Origin of the sequence: Streptomyces sp. NPDC057702 (assembly GCF_042799315.1) — a bacterium.
Classification (GTDB): Bacteria; Actinomycetota; Actinomycetes; order Streptomycetales; family Streptomycetaceae; genus Streptomyces.
In genome coordinates this window covers 1-16,290 of sequence record NZ_JBHVJC010000058.1, presented here as the reverse complement: position 1 = coordinate 16,290, position 16,290 = coordinate 1, and the positions used below count along the sequence as shown (strand labels likewise).

Here is a 16,290-nt window from a genome sequence, read left to right as displayed (position 1 = left end):
GCCCGGCTCGGGCGGTTCGCGCCGCCGGCACGCCCCCGCGCGGGTCGGGCCGGACTCCCGGCCGGTCCGACCCACGGGGCCGTGGTCGGGCGGTGGGCGGTCAGACCGTGGCGGCCGGGGTGGGGGTGGCGGACGCCGCGTCCTGGCGCGCCTGCCGGTCGGCGCCGGTGGGCTGCGCCGGTACGGCGTCGGTCATCGGCGGGCCCGTGACGTCGGTCGGTCGCGGCGCGGGGTCGGTGGCGGACTGGGCGAGTGCCGCCTCGGTGGGCGGCGGGGCGACGCTGCGGACGGCGGCGGTCACCACCCCGACCGGCTCGGCGGCGACGCCGGCCGCGCCGGGGGCGGCCACGGTCACGGCGACCGGGGCCGGCGTGGTGGTGGCGTCCTCGATGTCGTTGACGTTGGTGTGGTCGATCGGCTGGCGACGCGAGGCCAGCCAGATGGCGCCGCAGGCGATGACGGCCAGTACGGCGACCGTGGCCACGCCCCAGTCGCCCTGGTCGGCCAGGAGCGCGGCGGCGCCGGCGACCAGCCCGGCGGCCGGGAGCGTGAGGCCCCAGGCGACGACCATCCGTCCGGCGGTGGACCAGCGGACCACGCCACCCTTGCGACCCAGGCCCGAGCCCATCACGGAACCGGAGCAGACCTGGGTGGTGGAGAGCGCGAAGCCCAGGTGCGAGGAGGCCAGGATCACGGTCGCGGCGCCGGTCTGGGCGGCGAAGCCCTGCGGCGGCTGGATGTCGGTGAGTCCCTTGCCCATGGTGCGGATGATGCGCCAGCCGCCGAGGTAGGTGCCGAGCGCGATGGCCAGGCCGGCCGAGACGATGACCCACATCGGCGGGTCCGAGGCGGGCGCGACGACGCCGCCGGTGACCAGGGCCAGGGTGATGACGCCCATCGTCTTCTGCGCGTCGTTGGTGCCGTGCGCGAGCGAGACCAGGGCGGCCGAGGCGATCTGCCCGGCGCGGTAGCCCTTCGCGGTGTCCTGGGGGTCGCGGTCGCGGGCGATGCGGTAGGTGAGCCGGGTGGCGACCAGGGCGGCGACGCCGGCCACCAGCGGGGCCGCGACCGCGGGGATGAGGACCTTCATGACGACCGCGTCGCCGTTGACCCCGTCCATGCCGACGGAGACCAGGGTGGCGCCGATCAGGCCGCCGAAGAGGGCGTGCGAGGAGCTGGAGGGCAGCCCCGCGAGCCAGGTCAACAGGTTCCAGACGATGGCGCCGACCAGACCGGCGAAGATCACTTCCGGTTGGATACCGGACCCCTCGTCGATGATGCCGCCGGAGATGGTCTTGGCGACCTCGACCGACAGGAACGCGCCGACGAGGTTGAGTACCGCCGACATGGCCACCGCGGTCTTCGGCCGCAGCGCCCCCGTCGAAATGGTGGTGGCCATGGCGTTGGCCGTGTCGTGGAAGCCGTTTGTGAAGTCGAACACCAAGGCCGTGATGATCACGATCCCGATGAGAAGCGTGATGTGTTCCATTCACCCAGGCAATCGTTGAGGGAGCAACGTCCCGGCGACCGTAGGTACGAAGAGTGAACGGAAGATGAACTAGGCGGGGCTTGGTGGTGACGCGCCCCGGCGGGTGTGGAGGGGGTCAGCGGGGGACGTCCATTGGCCGCCCTAAACCCGCAGGTCAGAGCCTCGATACGAGCCTGCCGCAAGCCTCAATTCGCTGTACATGTAGCGGACATCGGATGTCCCCTCCCGGTTCTCCTGGCACGCGTATGAGGCGGCTGCTCGCACGGTCCGTGACACCCCGCGAGGAGTGGGCGGCGGGTGCTGGGCTACGGGTCGCGGGTGCGCTGGGGCGGTGGCGTCGCGGGACCGTGGCGCGCCGCCAGATGGCGGGGGCGCGGGTTCACGCGCCGAGTCCGCGCGGTGGAGGAGGGGTGCCGGCCGCGCGTCCGAAGGCGGGTCACGGGTCGCGGGCTCGGCCCCGACCGTGGCAGGCCGGCTGTGCGGGGCCGCGCGGTGCGAGGCGAAGGGGTGCGGGCTCCGAGCGGTGGGACCCGCCCCGGGCCGGGCCCCGGCCACGGGTCACGGATCGCCGCCCGGCGCGTGGGCGACGGGGACCTGACAGGATCAGGCCCGGAGGTGGTCCCATGGCGGACGAGCGAGACGAACGGCGGGACGCGGCGCCCGCACCGGACCGGGCCGATCCGGACGCCGCGCCCCCGCCGGGTGCGGCCGCCGCCCCACCATCCGCGTCGCGTCGGCTGGCCCCCGACGTCGCGCCCCCGCCCACGCGGTCGGCGTGGGCCCCCTCCTCGGCCGTCGCGGGGGACGCGGAAGAGGCCGCCGAACTGGCGCGGACCTGGCGCGAGGTGATCGTCACGGCCCGGCGCACCACGCGGGAGGGGCTGGTCGTCGGCACCTCGGGCAACGTCTCGGCGCGGGTGGGCGGCATCGTGCTGGTCACCCCGAGCGGCGTGCCGTACGACGAACTCGGGCCACGGGACGTCGTCGGCGTCGACCTCGACGGCCGCATCCTCATCGGCCACCGTCGCCCCACCAGCGAACTCCCGCTGCACCTGGCGATCTACCGTGCCACCGACGCCCGCGCCATCGTCCACACGCACGCCGTGCACGCCACCGCCGTCTCCACGCTGGTCACGGAACTCCCCGCCGTCCACTACATGATGGGCGCGCTGGGCGGCCCCGTCCGCGTGGCCCCGTACGCCCTCTACGGCAGCGACGAACTCGCCCACCACGTCCTCGCCGCCCTGCGCGACCGCACCGGCTGCCTGCTGCGCAACCACGGGACGATCGTGTACGCCGACAGCCTGCGCCGGGCGTACGACCACACGGCCCAACTGGAGTGGATGTGCCAGGTCTGGCTCGCGGCGGCCACCGTCCCCGGCCACACCCCCACCGTCCTCACCTCCGACCAGCTCGACGCGGCCACCACCCGCCTCCGCACCTACGGCCAGCCCCCCGTGTAGCCCCACTACCGCCCACCTCAAGCCACCAGCCACCGCCCCCCACCGCCCACACCCCCAACCCAGCCCCGCGCGCACACCCTCACCAGTGCCCCCGCTTCCCGACCAGCCCCCACGCCGCGCACCCGAGGGCCAGCCCACCCGAGGCGGCCGGTCGACCCACGCGCCCCGGTCGACCCACGAGCCCTCCCCCCGACCACGCCAGCTCCCCGAAGCGGTCCCGGCTCCACTCCAGCGCCCCGCCCCGCCCCGGCCCGGCACGCCGTGTCGGCCGGGCCGTTCGCACTCACCCGCCGGCCCGTGCCCACTGGCCGGCGTCGCGCTCGCCGCCCACACTGGGGTCGATGCGTCTGCGTACAGCGGCGGCCGTGGCCGCCACCACCGTGCTGGGTGCCGGGACGGCCGTGTTGGCCGGGCGGTACGCGAGCGGGGCTGCCCTCACGCCCGGGCGCCCGCTGCCCGGCGACCCCCGGCTGACCGTGCACTCGACCGCGGCGGGCCAGGTCACGCTGACCCGCACGCTGGCCTCCCAGCGCCCGGGCACCTACGGGCTGACCGGTGACGGCTGTCACGCGGCCGTCGGGCCGGTCGTCGAGGGCGCGCCGCACCCCGCCGACTGCGTCGTACGCCGTCTGGAGTCGGTCACGCGCGGCACGCTGGAGCCGGGCGCGCGCGTCTGGTTCACCCCGCAGGTGTACGCGGGCGACCCCGGCCAGGCGCTGGGCCTCGACTACGAGGACGTGGAGATTCCGGGCGAACTGGGTCCGCTGCCCGCCTGGTACGTGCCGGCCGCCCGCGACACGTGGGTGATCACCGCACACGGCCTCGGCGGCTCGCGCGAACACCCGCTGGTCGTCATGGGATTCCTGCACGACAAGCGCCTCCCGGTGCTCGACATCACCTATCGGGGCGACGCCGGCGCGCCCCCGTCGCCCGACAAGGTCAGCCACCTCGGGCACACCGAATGGCGCGATCTGGACGCGGCCGTCCGCTACGCCGTCCAGCGCGGCGCGCGCCGCGTCGTGCTCTTCGGCTGGTCCACCGGCGCCTCGATGGCCCTGCACACCGCGGCCCACTCCCCGCTACGGCACCTGATCAGCGGCCTCGTCCTGGACTCGCCCGTCCTGGACTGGCAGGCCACCCTGCGCGCCGTCGCCGCCGCGCGCGGCACCCCGGCGCCCCTGCTGCCGCTGGCGGTACGCGCCGCACAGGGCCGCGCCTCGCTGCACGCGGACCACTTCGCGGAGGCGGCCGACGCGGGCCACCTCGATCTGCCGATGCTGATCGTGCACGGGCCCGACGACCACCTGGCACCCTGGGCCGCCTCGCGGGAGCTGGCCGAACGCCGCCCCGACCGCATCACCCTGCGCAGCGTGCCCCGCGCCCCGCACGCGGCGATGTGGAACGCCGACCCCGCCGGATACGAGGAGGCCCTGCGCCGCTTCCTCACCCCGCTGGTCTGAGCCGCCCGGCCCCCGGGTCACGCGGCATGACCACGCGCACCCGGCGCGGACGCGCACCCGGCCGGCGCGGACGGGCGAGGCCGGCGGAGAAGCGGACGGGCGCGGCCCGGGGAAGAAACGGACGGGCGCGGCCCGGGGAGGGAGCGGACGGGTGGGCGTGGGGCGGTCCCGGCCGGGTCGCCTCGCCTGCGAGGCAATCCGCCCGGGGCGCGCCCCCGGGAACGAGCGGCCTCCGAGCGCGGTCGAAGACCGCTCTTCACTCGCGCACCACGCCGCCCTCGCCCGACTTTCGTCCCGCCGTCATGTTCGGCTCGCGAGCGCGTTCGTATCGGTTGACCCCCGAACGGAGCAGCGCGGCGGCACATTCGCCCCCACCATCACACCCGTTGCGTGAACGCGGCCGGATGACCACCGATTGGGTTTTCGGGCCGTCAGGGGCAAGACTGCTCTTGTGACGTCCCGTACCCCGCGCGACTCCCGACTCCGACTCGTCCCCCACCGGCCGATCGCCGGTGCTCGCAGGGCAGTGCCGCAGCGCGGCGCCCGCCCCGCCCCACGACCACCGGAGGGCACACCGCCACCAGCGGAACTTGCCCGCCAGGCACGGGCCTCGCTCGCCGGTGCCGCCCGCGTCGCCCGCTGGGCCGCCGCCGAGCCGGACGGCGACGCGGCACCGCGCCCCGGCGCGTACGGGGTCCTGTCCGATGTGGCCGCCGACCGCGCGGCCACCGCCCTGGGCCTGACGCCGTCTCACGTACGCGCCGACTGGGACCGGGCCAGACTCGCCGGTCTGATCGAACTGCACGGCGGCGCCGCGCGGGCCGGCTGGCGACTGCGCGCCTGGGACCGCGACGACTCGGCCGTCCTGCGCGGCTGGGTCGCGCTCTTCGACGCCTGGTCCATCGCCCGCCCCTGGCAGCCGGCCGGCCCCGGCCCGCGGGGCCGGACCAGTGAGGAGGCCGCCCCGCCCGCCGTCGCCGAAGTCATCGAGGCCGTACCGCAGTTGCTCTCGCTGCTCCAGCTCTCGGCGGGCCCGGTCGGCTTCCCGGCCCTGCTCGACCTGCTGCGCAAGCGGGTCGTGGAGCTGCGCACCGAGCGCTGCGAGGTGCCCTACGGCCAGCGCGCCTCCCAACAGGACCCCGCTCCGGCCGGTGAGCACCTCGCCGCCCTGCCCGAGCCGCTCCCCGGACCACGGGTCGGCGTCGAGGTGGCCGCGGCGCCGGCGCCCGCCGCAGCGCGGGCGACGCGTGAGGACGGCGACGTGGGCGAGGTCGCCTGCGAGGTCCCCGAGGAGCTGCTGACCTGGGCGTTGAGCGGTCTCGCCGAGGTCGGCGCGCTCGTCGTCCGCGATGCCGACGACGTCGAGGACCGCGAGGCCGAGCTGACCGCCCTGGGCAACTGGGCGGTGTGGGTCAAGCTGGAGCAGATCTGCGTCGCCGCGCAGAGCCCCGCGGGCAACATCGAGCAGCACGCCGAGGACATGCTGCGCGGCTGCGCCCAGCTGACCCCGGGGCCGGCCCGCGCCGAGTACCGCGCCTGGCTCGCCGCGCGCCCGGTGGGCAGCGCGGTCACCGAACTGCTCGACGCCGCCCGAGGCGACGACGCGCTGCTGCGCGGCCTGGCCTTCGAGGCGCTGCGGGTGGTCGGCGCCCCGGCCGAACCCGCCGTGCGCGCCGCCGTCGACGAGTCCCGACTGCGCCCCTACGCCCTGCTCTGGCTGGCCGAACAGGCGGGCGCGGACCCGGAGGACACGCTGGAGGTGCTCACCCGGGAGGAGGCCACCTGGCTGTGGGTGGACACCGCCGCCGCGATCGCCGACCACGGGGAGATAAGACTGCTGGTACGCCATCTCGAATCGGCCGTGCAGGGCACCGTTCCCGCGCTGCTGGCCGAGGTCCGCGAGATCGGCCACCCGCGTACGGTCCAGGTGCTGGTGGCCCTGGCCGCCGCCCACCCCGACCCGGCCCTGGCCAAGGCGGTCCGCCGCGCCGCGTTCCAGGTGCACACGGGCGGTACGTGACCCGACCGGCCCCGGTAGAGGTCGCCGGCGCGCGGCGCGCCCGGTGCCGGCGCCACCGCGCCGGCACCCCGGCCCCGCCCGGAGGCCGACCGGCGGATCGCCAGGCCGGCGCCTCCGCCCGTGTCCCACCCGCCCGCCATCGGCCCGCCCGCCGCTAGCCCGCTCACGCGCAGGCCCCGGCGTCACCGGCTGGCGGCGCGGAGTCCGGCGTCACCATCCGATGCCGCCCCCTTGGGACCCCACCATCCGACGCCGCCTTCCCGTGGCCGGCTCCCGGCGTCGTCCCCCTGGTGGCCGCCGCCCCCACGGTCGTCGGGCGATCAGCCCGGCCCGCCGCCCACTCCTGGCCTCCGTCAGCGGTCGGCCTCCGTGGCCAGGCCGCTCACCAGGAGGTCGGTCAGCGTGGTGACCGCGTCCTCGGCCGTGGTCCGGCCGTGATTCAGTTCGGCGGCCAGCGCCTCGGCCGCGCCCAGCAGGCCGACGCACCGCAGCCGGATCGCCTCCGGAGGGAGCGCCGAGTGCGGGGCGAAGGCGGCGGCCATCGCCCGCGTGTAGCTGGCGAGCAGTTCGTGCTGGGCGGTCTCCAGCTCGGGGGACCCCTTCAGCGCGGCCGAGACCGCGGCGAACTCCGGCATATCGGTGGCACAGGCGAAGTACGCGCCGCTCAGGACCCGGGCGATGGCCTCGGCCCGGGGCGCGGCAGCCGCCAACGCGCGGGCCGACGCCGCCCGGTGTCGCTCGTCTAGCCGCCCGTAGAGGGCCAGCAGCAGACCGGCCCGGGTGCCGAAGTGGTCGTAGACGATCGGCCGGCTCACCCCGGCCGCCTCGGCGAGGGTGACCAGGGTGAGGCCGTCGGCACCGCGCGCGCGTACGAGCCCCAGCGCGGCGTCGAGCAACTGCTCCCGCCTGGCCTCTTTGGACAGGCGGTTCGAAGGTCTGGCCATCACCTCTCCTTGGCGGTCCGTGCCGCTTCCACGTGTGGGCGGCCCAGTCTAGCTACAGAATGTAAGCTACAAAATGTAGCTAGAGTTCGAGAGAGCGGGAGCACCATGGAACACCAGGCACCGGTACTCATCCTGGGCGGCTCGGGGCAGGCGGGCGCGGGAGCCGCCGAACTCCTGCGTCAGTGGCACCCGACCCTGCCGCTGGCCATCGCCGGACGCGACACCGACCGCGCGCGGCGCGTGGCCGACACCCTCGGCGCCGCCACCGCCGTCCCCGTCGACCTGCGCCGCGACGACCTCGGGCGACCGGCCGACGAGAGGTACGCGGCGGTCGTCGCGGCGCTGTGGGACGAGCGCCTGTGCGGACTGCGCTACGCCCAGCGGCACGGCCTGCCCTACCTCAGCCTCTCCAGCGGCCTGGTGGACATCGCCCCGGAGGTCGTGGCGGGCGCCCAGCACGCGAGCGCGCCGATCCTGACCGCCAGCCACTGGTGCGCCGGCAGCCTGACACTGGCCGTGCTGGACTTGGCCCGCGCGTTCGGCCGGGTGGACGCCGTCCGGATCGGCGCCGTACTGGACGAGCGGGACACCGGTGGGCCCGCCGGCATCGCCGACCTGGCGCGCTGGTCCGCCGTGACCACGGCCGGCCTGGTCCGCCGCGACGGCGTCTTCACCTGGGTCTCGGGAGCCGACGCCCAGGTGGACGTGACCGGCTCGGACGGTACGGTCCAGCCGGGCCAGGCCATCGCCATCCTCGACGTGCCCAGCCTCGCGCTCGCCACCGGGGCGCCCGACGTCCGCTTCGCCTTCGCGGTCGGCACCTCCACCGGCCGGCGCCGGGGCGGCCCCGCCTCGCTGGAGGTCCGCATCGACATCGAGGGCGCGGACCCGGCCGGTGCGCCGGCCACGACGAGCCACTTCCTCGTCCACCCGGCGGGCCAACGCCCCCTGACCGCGCTCGGCATCGCCCTGGGCGTCGAGCGGCTGCTCGCACTGCGCGGCGCGCCCGTCGCGCCGGGCCTGCACACCCCCGAGGCGCTCGTCGATCCCGCGTACGCCGTCGAGCGGATGCTGGCGGGCGGTGCCACCTTCGTGGACGCGCGCGCCGACGGCTAGCCACGGCGCCGGGCCGGCCGACCCCGCGCCGCTCGCGGGGTCAGCCGGTCGCGCCCGGGACGTAGGTGCCAAAGCTCCAGATATTGCCCTCCAGGTCGCGCGCCATGTAGTCCCGCGAGCCGTGCTGCTGGTCGGTGGGCGGCAGGAGGATCTCCGCGCCGTGCTCCAGGGCCCGCGCGTGGTGCGCGTCGGTGTCCTCGACCACCACGTAGACACCGGCCGGCCCGGCGCCCGCCATCGCCGCCCCGAACACGCCCTCCGCCCGCTGGCTGCCGACCATCACCAGGCCGTTGCCCTGGGCCAGCTCCGCATGCGCGACCGTGCCGCCCTCACCCTCGTACACCACCCGTCTGGTGAACCCGAGAGCCGTCGTGAGCTGCGCGATCGCGGCCTGGGCGTCGCGATAGAGAAGGGTGGGGTAGATCGTCGGGTGCCCGGTGGACGCGGCTGTCATGGTGATCACCTTCCCGGTGTGCCGGACGCGACGACGTACGGCGCCCGCTGGCTGTGACTCGCTTCACAGTCTGGCACCGGGGTACGACAGCGCCCGGAGCGGCGCGTTCCCGTCGTCCCCCAGGAAAAGCACTTGCCGCGCACCGCTACAGTGGTCCGCATGGCCATTCTCCCCGCGCACTAGACGGCTTCCGCCCGGCCCCGCCCCGTTCTCGTGAGTGCGTCGGCCGCCGTCATCGCCCAGTGCGCCGCGTCCGGTCGTGGTCGCGCGCCTGTCCCTTCCGCCGTCCGTTTTTCGCCCTGGAGTCTTTCCCGTGATCACCGCCAATGGCCTTGAGCTGCGCGCAGGCGCCCGAGTTCTCATCGAGTCCGCCTCGTTCCGTATCGCCAGGGGCGACCGCGTCGGGCTCGTCGGCCGCAACGGCGCGGGCAAGACCACGCTCACCAAGTGCCTCGCGGGCGAGGGCGCGCCCGCCGCTGGCACCATCACCCGCTCCGGGGAGGTCGGCTACCTCCCGCAGGACCCGCGCACCGGCGACCTGGACGTGCTCGCCCGGGACCGCATCCTCTCCGCCCGCGACCTCGACGTCGTGCTGCGCAAGATGCGCGAGAACGAGGAGCGGATGGCCGGCGGCAAGGGCGCCACCCGCGAGAAGGCGATGAAGCGGTACGAGCGCCTGGAGACGGAGTTCCTCACCAAGGGCGGATACGCCGCCGAGGCCGAGGCCGCGACCATCGCCGCCAGCCTCGGACTGCCCGACCGCGTGCTCGGCCAGCCCCTGCACACGCTCTCCGGTGGCCAGCGCCGCCGCGTGGAGCTGGCCCGCATCCTCTTCTCCGACGCCGACACGCTCCTCCTGGACGAGCCGACCAACCACCTGGACGCCGACTCCATCGTGTGGCTGCGGGACTATCTGAAGACCTACCGGGGCGGCTTCGTCGTGATCTCGCACGACGTCCAACTGGTCGAGACGGTCGTCAACAAGGTCTTCTACCTGGACGCCAACCGCGCCCACATCGACATCTACAACATGGGCTGGAAGCTCTACCAGGCCCAGCGCGAGGCCGACGAGAAGCGCCGCAAGCGCGAGCGGGCCAACGCCGAGAAGAAGGCCGCAGCGCTGCACTCGCAGGCCGACAAGATGCGCGCCAAGGCCACCAAGGCCACGGCCGCGCAGAACATGGCCCGCCGCGCCGACCGACTGCTGGCCGGACTTGAGGAGGCGCGCGTCTCCGACAAGGTCGCCAAGCTGCGCTTCCCCGCCCCCGCGCCGTGCGGCAAGACCCCGCTGACCGCCGAGGGCCTGTCCAAGTCGTACGGATCGCTGGAGATCTTCACCGACGTCGACCTGGCCATCGACCGTGGCTCGCGCGTGGTGATCCTCGGTCTCAACGGCGCCGGCAAGACCACGCTGCTGCGTCTGCTCGCCGGCGTCGAGAAGCCCGACACCGGCGCCGTCACCCCCGGCCACGGCCTCAAGCTCGGCTACTACGCACAGGAGCACGAGACACTCGACCCGGACCGCACGGTGTTGGAGAACATGCGCTCCTCCGCGCCCGACCTGGACTTGGTGGACATCCGCAAGACGCTCGGATCGTTCCTGTTCTCCGGCGACGACGTCGACAAGCCCGCGCGCGTCCTGTCCGGCGGCGAGAAGACCAGGCTCGCGCTGGCCACGCTCGTCGTCTCCTCGGCCAACGTCCTCCTGCTCGACGAGCCGACGAACAACCTGGACCCGGCCAGCCGCGAGGAGATCCTCGGCGCGCTGCGCACCTTCACCGGCGCGGTCGTGCTGGTCACCCACGACGAGGGCGCGGTGGACGCGCTCCAGCCCGAGCGCATCATCCTGCTGCCCGACGGCGTGGAGGACCTGTGGGGCCAGGACTACGCGGACCTCGTCGCGCTGGCCTGACGTCCGGAGCGGGAATGCACGGCTTGATCCAAGTGTTATGGATCATTCGGCCGAGGCGTGATCCTTCATCTGGGTGAGAAGGGTTCATCCCCCGGCGCGCCCACGCCAGCCGCGCATGCGCACGCAGAGTAGCGTCCGGCGCTTCCCGGGCGGCCCGCTGGCGTCGTCTCTGACCTGCCGCTTCGCCGCGCACTCCGAATGGACGCACACGTGACGAGCACGGGAATTCCGCGTTCCGGCCCGGTAGTGGCCGCTCACGGACGGCAAGCTCGTCGCGCGGACCTTGTCGAATGGGTGGCCAGGAGCGCGGCTAGGGGTGATCATGAGAGTCCCATAGCGCACTTCCCATGAGGAGGCACGGGTGGCCGAGACTCTGAAGAAGGGCAGCCGGGTAACCGGCGCCGCGCGCGAAAAGCTCGCGGCAGACCTCAAGAAGAAGTACGACTCCGGTGCGAGCATTCGAGCGCTGGCCGAGGAGACCGGCCGCTCCTACGGCTTCGTGCACCGAATGCTCAGCGAATCAGGCGTAACGCTGCGTGGTCGCGGCGGAGCGACACGAGGGAAGAAAGCCGCCTCGACCTGACGCGTATTCCCGCGATCCCGTCTGGTTCGAGCCAGTGTCATGTCGTCACGGCGGAGCGACTGCGTCAACGGCGGCACCCGGCCGGCGATCCGGTCGGTCCAGTGGTTACTGTGCAGTTAACTTACGACCGCAGTGACCGCTGCCGACCGACCGGAGGCTTCTGTGACCCTGCTCGACACGGACGGCGTACGCCTGACCGTCGATGACGCCATCGCCACGGTGACCCTGACCAATCCGGCCAAGCGCAACGCTCAGACGCCCGCACTGTGGCGGGCCCTGATAGAGGCCGGGCGGTCGCTGCCGGGCAGCGTGCGCGTCGTGGTGCTGCGCGGAGAGGGTGCGTCCTTCTCCGCCGGCCTCGACCGACAGGCGTTCACGCCCGAGGGCTTCGACGGTGAGCCCTCGTTCGCCGAGTTGGGACGCGCCTCCGAGGCGGACCTGGACGCGACCATCGCCGCGTACCAGGAGGCGTTCACCTGGTGGCGGCGCAACGACATCGTGAGCGTCGCCGCCGTCCAAGGCCATGCCATCGGTGCCGGATTCCAGCTCGCGCTCGCCTGTGACCTGCGCATCTGCGCCGACGACGCGCAGTTCGCGATGCGCGAGACCACGCTTGGGCTGGTGCCGGACCTCGCCGGCACCCACCCCCTGGTCTCCCTGGTGGGCTACGCCCGCGCGCTGGAGATCTGCGCCACCGGTCGGTTCGTGCACGCCGAGGAGGCCGAGCGCACCGGGCTGGCCAACCTCGTCGTCCCCGCCGCCGAACTCGACGCGACCACGCGCGACCTGGCCGCCGCGCTGCTGGCCGCGCCCCGCGACGCCGTGATCGAGACGAAGGCGCTGCTGCGCGGCGCGCTGGGGCGCACCTTCGACGAGCAGCGGGCGGCCGAGCGCGCCGCCCAGGGACGCCGACTGCGCGAACTGGCCGAACCGGCCGAGTAAGTGGGCGAAGCGGGCCGCCGGGGTCGAGCCGACCACCCCCGCTGGCCGCCCCGGCGCGCGCCCGTCTCCTAGGTCGGGTCCACCGAACGCACCGGGTGTTCGGCGCCGGTGGCCACGGCAGCGGTCGTGGTCCGCGGCGCGCTTGCGGGCCGCGCTCCGGTCCCGGGCGCCCGCACCTGCTCTCCGGCGCTCGTCCCGCCCGTCTCCACGGCCGTGACCAGCACTGCCACCGTCGCCCGCCCCGGGGCCTCGGCCAGCAGGGCGGAGAGGGTGGCGGCGCGTACGGCGCGGGCCACCTCGACGGCCCGGTGCCCCGCCGCCACGGCCACCTGAACCTGCGCGTGTCGCGCGGCCTCGAGCCCGGCCGTGCCCGAAGCGCCCCAGCCCGGGCCGGCCGGCGACGCGTCGGTGGCCCCGGTGGCGGACCCGTCCACGCTGTCACCGGCCGGGTCGCGCGGGCCCTCGACGCGTACCGGGCGGGTCAGGCCACCCAGCGCCGGCGCCAGCCGCGCGACCCCGGGCACACCCGTCACGGCCGTGGCGATCCGCGCCTCGACGGCGGCGCTCGATCCGGGCCGGGCCACCACCGGCGCCCGCCCGGCACCGGCCTCAGAGCCAGGGCCGCCGTCCGGGGCGGCCGCGCCCTCGTCCTGGGCGTCCGGAGCGCGTTCCGGGGCGCCCGCCGGCTCGGTCCACGGCTGCTCCAACAGTCCCGTCACCCGCAGGTCCACCGCGCCGACGACCAGGCCGAGACCGTCGACGGCCGCCGCGTGCAGCGCCGCACGCAACCGCTCGGCCGAGGCGGGCAGCGGCTGGTCCGCCGCCGCGAGGAACTCGCCCGTCACCCGCAGCGGACCTGGCGGCAGCGCCGTGGGCGGCGGCGGAACGGTGGGCTCCGCCGCGCTCTGGGGGGCGAGCAGGTCCACGTGCAGCGCGGTCACGCGCACCTCGGGCACGCCCGCCGCCGCCGCGCGCAGCACGGCCGTGGCCGCGTGCTCGGTCAGCCACGCGCCGTCCCGCGCCACACCGAGCGGCAGCAGTCTGCCGAGCCCCAGTTGCTGACGTACCGCCCGTGCCAACGCGTCTGCCACCACGACCCGCCACCCTTCCCGTCGTACGGACGACCACCTGAGCCCGCCGCCCACCCTGCCGTACCGAAGCGCGCCGCCCGGCCGCGACCCACCCGCGCGGGCGGCGTTCGCACGACTGCCACGTCCCGAGGGGCGGTTCGCCGGCGGCCCGCCTACGGTGGCACAAGGAACGATCAGGCCGCTCCCTGAGGGCTTCTGCGGAAAGGGACGATGGGCGATGGCGGACACGGCAGAGAAGCAGCAGGCGGGCACCACGGCTCCGGGAGCCTCGACTCCCAAGGGCGGCGGCGCCCCCGCTTCCCGAGGCAAGACGACGATCGCCGACGGCGTCGTGGAGAAGATCGCCGGCATGGCCGCCCGCGAGGTGCCCGGCGTGCACGCCATGGGCAGCGGCCTCGCGCGTACCTTCGGCGCCGTGCGCGACCGGGTCCCCGGCGGCGGACGGTCCGTCACCCGTGGCGTCAAGGCCGAGGTCGGCGAGGTGCAGACGGCACTGGACCTGGAGATCGTGGTGGATTACGGCGTCTCCATCGGCGACGTCACGCGGGCCGTGCGAGAAGATGTCATCTCCGCGGTGGAGCGCATGACCAGCCTGGAGGTCGTCGAGGTCAACATCGTGGTCAGCGATGTGAAACTGCCCGACGAGCAGGACGACGAGCCCGAGTCGCGGCTCCAGTAGCCGGGCCGGACCGACCGCACGCGGTGGAGGCTAGGGAGGACACGATGAGCATGGCCGTGGTCGGCTTGGCCGCCGGAATGGCACTGGGCTTCGCCGGGTACTTCGGCGGCTTCGGCGCCTTTCTCCTGGTGGCGGCGTTGGGACTGATCGGTTTCGTGGCGGGCAAGTTCCTCGACGGAGAACTGGAGCTGGGCGACTTCTTCCGCCCCCGCGAGCGCGACGGCAGGCGGCGGTGAGGCCGCGTGGTGCGTTCCGCTGAACGGGGCTCGACACGGATCGCCGACCGGGTCATCGCGAAGATCGCCTCCCAGGCGGCCCGGGAGGCGCTGCCCGACGCCCGCGAGGTGCGCGGGCCCGGTGGCCGGCCCCCGAGTGCCGCCGTCGCCGTGCGCGACCGGCCCGGTCGCGACGGGCTGCGGGGCGAGGCCCGGGTCCGGGTCGCCGTCGAACTCGGCTACCCCTGCGACATCGGCGCCCGGTGCGGCGCCGTGCGTCGTCAGGTGAGCGGCCGGGTGAGGGCGTTGGCGGGCATGGACGTACGGGAGGTGGCGGTCACGGTCGAGCGACTGCGCACGTCACGTCGGGAGGACGCCGGCTGGGGGAGGGTGCGTTGAGCGAGGACGAACCCACCGCCGACGCGGGCCGGGACCCCGCCGCCCGCCGCCCCGACCAGGCCCCGGCCCCCGACGGCGACGGCGGGGCCGAGGCGGAGGCCGCCCGTCGGCCGCCGCTGCTGGCCAAGGTCCCCCCGGGCGGCGACGCCACGCCCCCGGGTCCCGCCGCTCCCGAGGGCGACCGCGAAGGACCCGGGGCGGATGCCACCGAGGGCGCGGCGGAGCCGATCGCGGCGTACGCCCGGTACACCCCGGCCGCCGGCGCGCCCGAACGCGCCCGGCGCTTCTGGGCCAGCCGACGCCTGCCCTCGGCCCTGCTCGCGCTCGTCGTCCTCGGCGCCAGCGGGCTTTTGCTCTACGACGTGGCCGCCGTCCGCGCCGATCGTGCCGCGATGCGCTGGCGCCGACGGCTCGGCGACGAACTGGCCACCCGCCCCCTGGACGACGTCTGGATCGTGACCGGCGCCGCGGTCGCGATGGCGCTGGGCCTGTGGCTGATCGTCCTGGCCCTCACCCCGGGCCGGCGCGGTGTCCTGCCGATGCGCCCCGACCCGGAGATCCGGGCCGGGCTCGACCGCTCGGCGGCGGCGCTGGTGCTCCGGGACCGCGCCATGGAGGTCCCCGGCGTGCGGACCGTACGCGTGGACGCCGGGCGCCGCCGGGTCAGGGTGCGGGCCCAGGCACACTTCCGGGAACTGGACGAGGTGCGCTCCGACCTGGACGCCGCGCTGGACGACGGCGTGCGAGCGCTGGGCCTGGCACGGCGACCGGGGCTGCGCGTCCAGGTCCGACGGCCGACGAGGAGATGAGGCGGACGATGGCGGCGAAGCCGGTACGGGTGGGACGCACCCGCGTACGGGTCGTCAACCGGGCACTCCTCGCCCTGGCCGGGCTGCTCCTCCTCGCGCTGGGAGCCGCCGTCCTGGTCGGCGGGCTCGACCTGCCGCGTCGGTGCGGCTTCAGCCTGCCCGGGAACTGGCCCTTCGACGGGCCCGACGACGTCCTGCTGACCCACGAGGACCGGCGGCGCTGGCGGGACGAGGGCTGGTGGTGGCCCGCCGTCATCGCCGGTCTGGCGGTCCTGGTGCTGCTGGCGCTGTGGTGGCTGCTGGCCCAGGTGCGCCGGCGCCGGCTGGGCGAGGTGCTGGTGGACAGCGGCGAGGGAGAGGGCGCGCTGCTGCGGGGGCGGGCGCTGGAGAGCGTGCTGGCCGCCGAGGCGGAGGCGATGGAGGGCGTCGACCGCGCGCACGTCACGCTGCGCGGACGCCGCACCGCCCCCGAGGCCCGGGTCAGGCTCGTGCTCGCCGCACACGCCCAACCGGCCGAGGCGCTGGCCCAGTTGCGCGCCGAGGCCCTGGAACACGCCCGCGCCTCGGCGGGCCTGACCCGGCTGCCCGCCGAGGTACGACTGCGCGCCGCACGTCACCGCGCGGAGCGGGTGAGCTGAGGCGGCGCGAGCTTGGCGCGGCGGGCCGACGGGTGGGTGAGTGGGCGCGGGCGGGGCGGCGGGTCACGACCTGTAC

The 16,290-nt window shown here is 75.2% G+C and carries 16 protein-coding genes; 12 read left to right on the top strand and 4 right to left on the bottom strand.

Annotated elements, in window-relative coordinates; genetic code table 11:
- Positions 1 to 100: 100 nt before the first annotated feature.
- The gene (locus ACFVFR_RS30280; protein ID WP_383707528.1) at positions 101 to 1,489 is read right to left on the bottom strand and encodes an anion permease; all 1,389 of its coding nucleotides are present in this window, start codon (positions 1,487 to 1,489) and stop codon (positions 101 to 103) included.
- A gap of 824 nt (positions 1,490 to 2,313) precedes the next feature.
- Here ACFVFR_RS30280 and ACFVFR_RS30275 point away from each other — a divergent pair.
- The 3 genes from ACFVFR_RS30275 to ACFVFR_RS30265 all read left to right on the top strand — a co-directional run bounded on the left by ACFVFR_RS30275 (position 2,314) and on the right by ACFVFR_RS30265 (position 6,432).
- Positions 2,314 to 2,952 (top strand): class II aldolase/adducin family protein, encoded by a 639-nt coding sequence (locus tag ACFVFR_RS30275; protein WP_383707562.1) that lies wholly within the window; start codon positions 2,314 to 2,316, stop codon positions 2,950 to 2,952.
- Between the two features lie 341 nt (positions 2,953 to 3,293).
- Positions 3,294 to 4,412: an alpha/beta hydrolase gene (locus ACFVFR_RS30270; RefSeq protein ID WP_383707526.1), complete on the top strand. Its 1,119-nt coding sequence runs from the start codon at positions 3,294 to 3,296 to the stop codon at positions 4,410 to 4,412.
- Positions 4,413 to 4,863: 451 nt separating this feature from the next.
- On the top strand, positions 4,864 to 6,432 hold the full coding sequence (locus ACFVFR_RS30265) for a hypothetical protein (protein ID WP_383707524.1): 1,569 nt from the start codon (positions 4,864 to 4,866) through the stop codon (positions 6,430 to 6,432).
- A 353-nt stretch (positions 6,433 to 6,785) separates the two neighbouring features.
- Here the strand turns inward: ACFVFR_RS30265 and ACFVFR_RS30260 are convergent, their stop codons facing one another.
- Complete coding sequence (locus ACFVFR_RS30260) at positions 6,786 to 7,376, bottom strand: TetR/AcrR family transcriptional regulator (protein WP_383707522.1); 591 nt, start codon at positions 7,374 to 7,376, stop codon at positions 6,786 to 6,788.
- A gap of 105 nt (positions 7,377 to 7,481) precedes the next feature.
- Here ACFVFR_RS30260 and ACFVFR_RS30255 point away from each other — a divergent pair, with 105 nt between their 5' ends.
- On the top strand, positions 7,482 to 8,492 hold the full coding sequence (locus tag ACFVFR_RS30255; RefSeq protein ID WP_383707520.1) for a saccharopine dehydrogenase: 1,011 nt from the start codon (positions 7,482 to 7,484) through the stop codon (positions 8,490 to 8,492).
- 40 nt (positions 8,493 to 8,532) lie between these two features.
- Here the strand turns inward: ACFVFR_RS30255 and ACFVFR_RS30250 are convergent, their stop codons facing one another.
- Positions 8,533 to 8,946 carry a VOC family protein gene (locus ACFVFR_RS30250; protein WP_383707518.1) on the bottom strand — a complete coding sequence of 138 codons (414 nt, stop codon included), beginning with the start codon at positions 8,944 to 8,946 and terminating at the stop codon, positions 8,533 to 8,535.
- Between the two features lie 313 nt (positions 8,947 to 9,259).
- Between ACFVFR_RS30250 and ACFVFR_RS30245 the strand changes: the two genes are divergently transcribed.
- The 3 genes from ACFVFR_RS30245 to ACFVFR_RS30235 all read left to right on the top strand — a co-directional run bounded on the left by ACFVFR_RS30245 (position 9,260) and on the right by ACFVFR_RS30235 (position 12,383).
- Positions 9,260 to 10,858, top strand: coding sequence for an ABC-F family ATP-binding cassette domain-containing protein (locus ACFVFR_RS30245; protein ID WP_383707516.1), 1,599 nt, complete (start codon positions 9,260 to 9,262; stop codon positions 10,856 to 10,858).
- A 361-nt stretch (positions 10,859 to 11,219) separates the two neighbouring features.
- Positions 11,220 to 11,441: a helix-turn-helix domain-containing protein gene (locus ACFVFR_RS30240; RefSeq protein ID WP_176160981.1), complete on the top strand. Its 222-nt coding sequence runs from the start codon at positions 11,220 to 11,222 to the stop codon at positions 11,439 to 11,441.
- A gap of 162 nt (positions 11,442 to 11,603) precedes the next feature.
- The gene (locus ACFVFR_RS30235) at positions 11,604 to 12,383 is read left to right on the top strand and encodes an enoyl-CoA hydratase/isomerase family protein (RefSeq protein WP_383707514.1); all 780 of its coding nucleotides are present in this window, start codon (positions 11,604 to 11,606) and stop codon (positions 12,381 to 12,383) included.
- Between the two features lie 68 nt (positions 12,384 to 12,451).
- On the opposite strand, the gene ACFVFR_RS30230 is transcribed toward ACFVFR_RS30235, so the two are convergent.
- Entirely contained in the window at positions 12,452 to 13,477 is a 1,026-nt protein-coding gene (locus ACFVFR_RS30230; protein WP_383707512.1) for a hypothetical protein, read from the bottom strand.
- 214 nt (positions 13,478 to 13,691) lie between these two features.
- Between ACFVFR_RS30230 and ACFVFR_RS30225 the strand changes: the two genes are divergently transcribed.
- The 5 genes from ACFVFR_RS30225 to amaP all read left to right on the top strand — a co-directional run bounded on the left by ACFVFR_RS30225 (position 13,692) and on the right by amaP (position 16,214).
- Positions 13,692 to 14,153: an Asp23/Gls24 family envelope stress response protein gene (locus tag ACFVFR_RS30225; protein WP_383707510.1), complete on the top strand. Its 462-nt coding sequence runs from the start codon at positions 13,692 to 13,694 to the stop codon at positions 14,151 to 14,153.
- 44 nt (positions 14,154 to 14,197) lie between these two features.
- Positions 14,198 to 14,389: a hypothetical protein gene (locus ACFVFR_RS30220; RefSeq protein ID WP_184568946.1), complete on the top strand. Its 192-nt coding sequence runs from the start codon at positions 14,198 to 14,200 to the stop codon at positions 14,387 to 14,389.
- A gap of 9 nt (positions 14,390 to 14,398) precedes the next feature.
- Positions 14,399 to 14,767 (top strand): Asp23/Gls24 family envelope stress response protein, encoded by a 369-nt coding sequence (locus tag ACFVFR_RS30215; protein ID WP_383707560.1) that lies wholly within the window; start codon positions 14,399 to 14,401, stop codon positions 14,765 to 14,767.
- 116 nt (positions 14,768 to 14,883) lie between these two features.
- Positions 14,884 to 15,576, top strand: coding sequence for a DUF6286 domain-containing protein (locus ACFVFR_RS30210; RefSeq protein ID WP_383707558.1), 693 nt, complete (start codon positions 14,884 to 14,886; stop codon positions 15,574 to 15,576).
- A gap of 8 nt (positions 15,577 to 15,584) precedes the next feature.
- On the top strand, positions 15,585 to 16,214 hold the full coding sequence (amaP, locus tag ACFVFR_RS30205) for an alkaline shock response membrane anchor protein AmaP (RefSeq protein ID WP_383707507.1): 630 nt from the start codon (positions 15,585 to 15,587) through the stop codon (positions 16,212 to 16,214).
- The last annotated feature ends 76 nt before the right edge of the window (positions 16,215 to 16,290 follow it).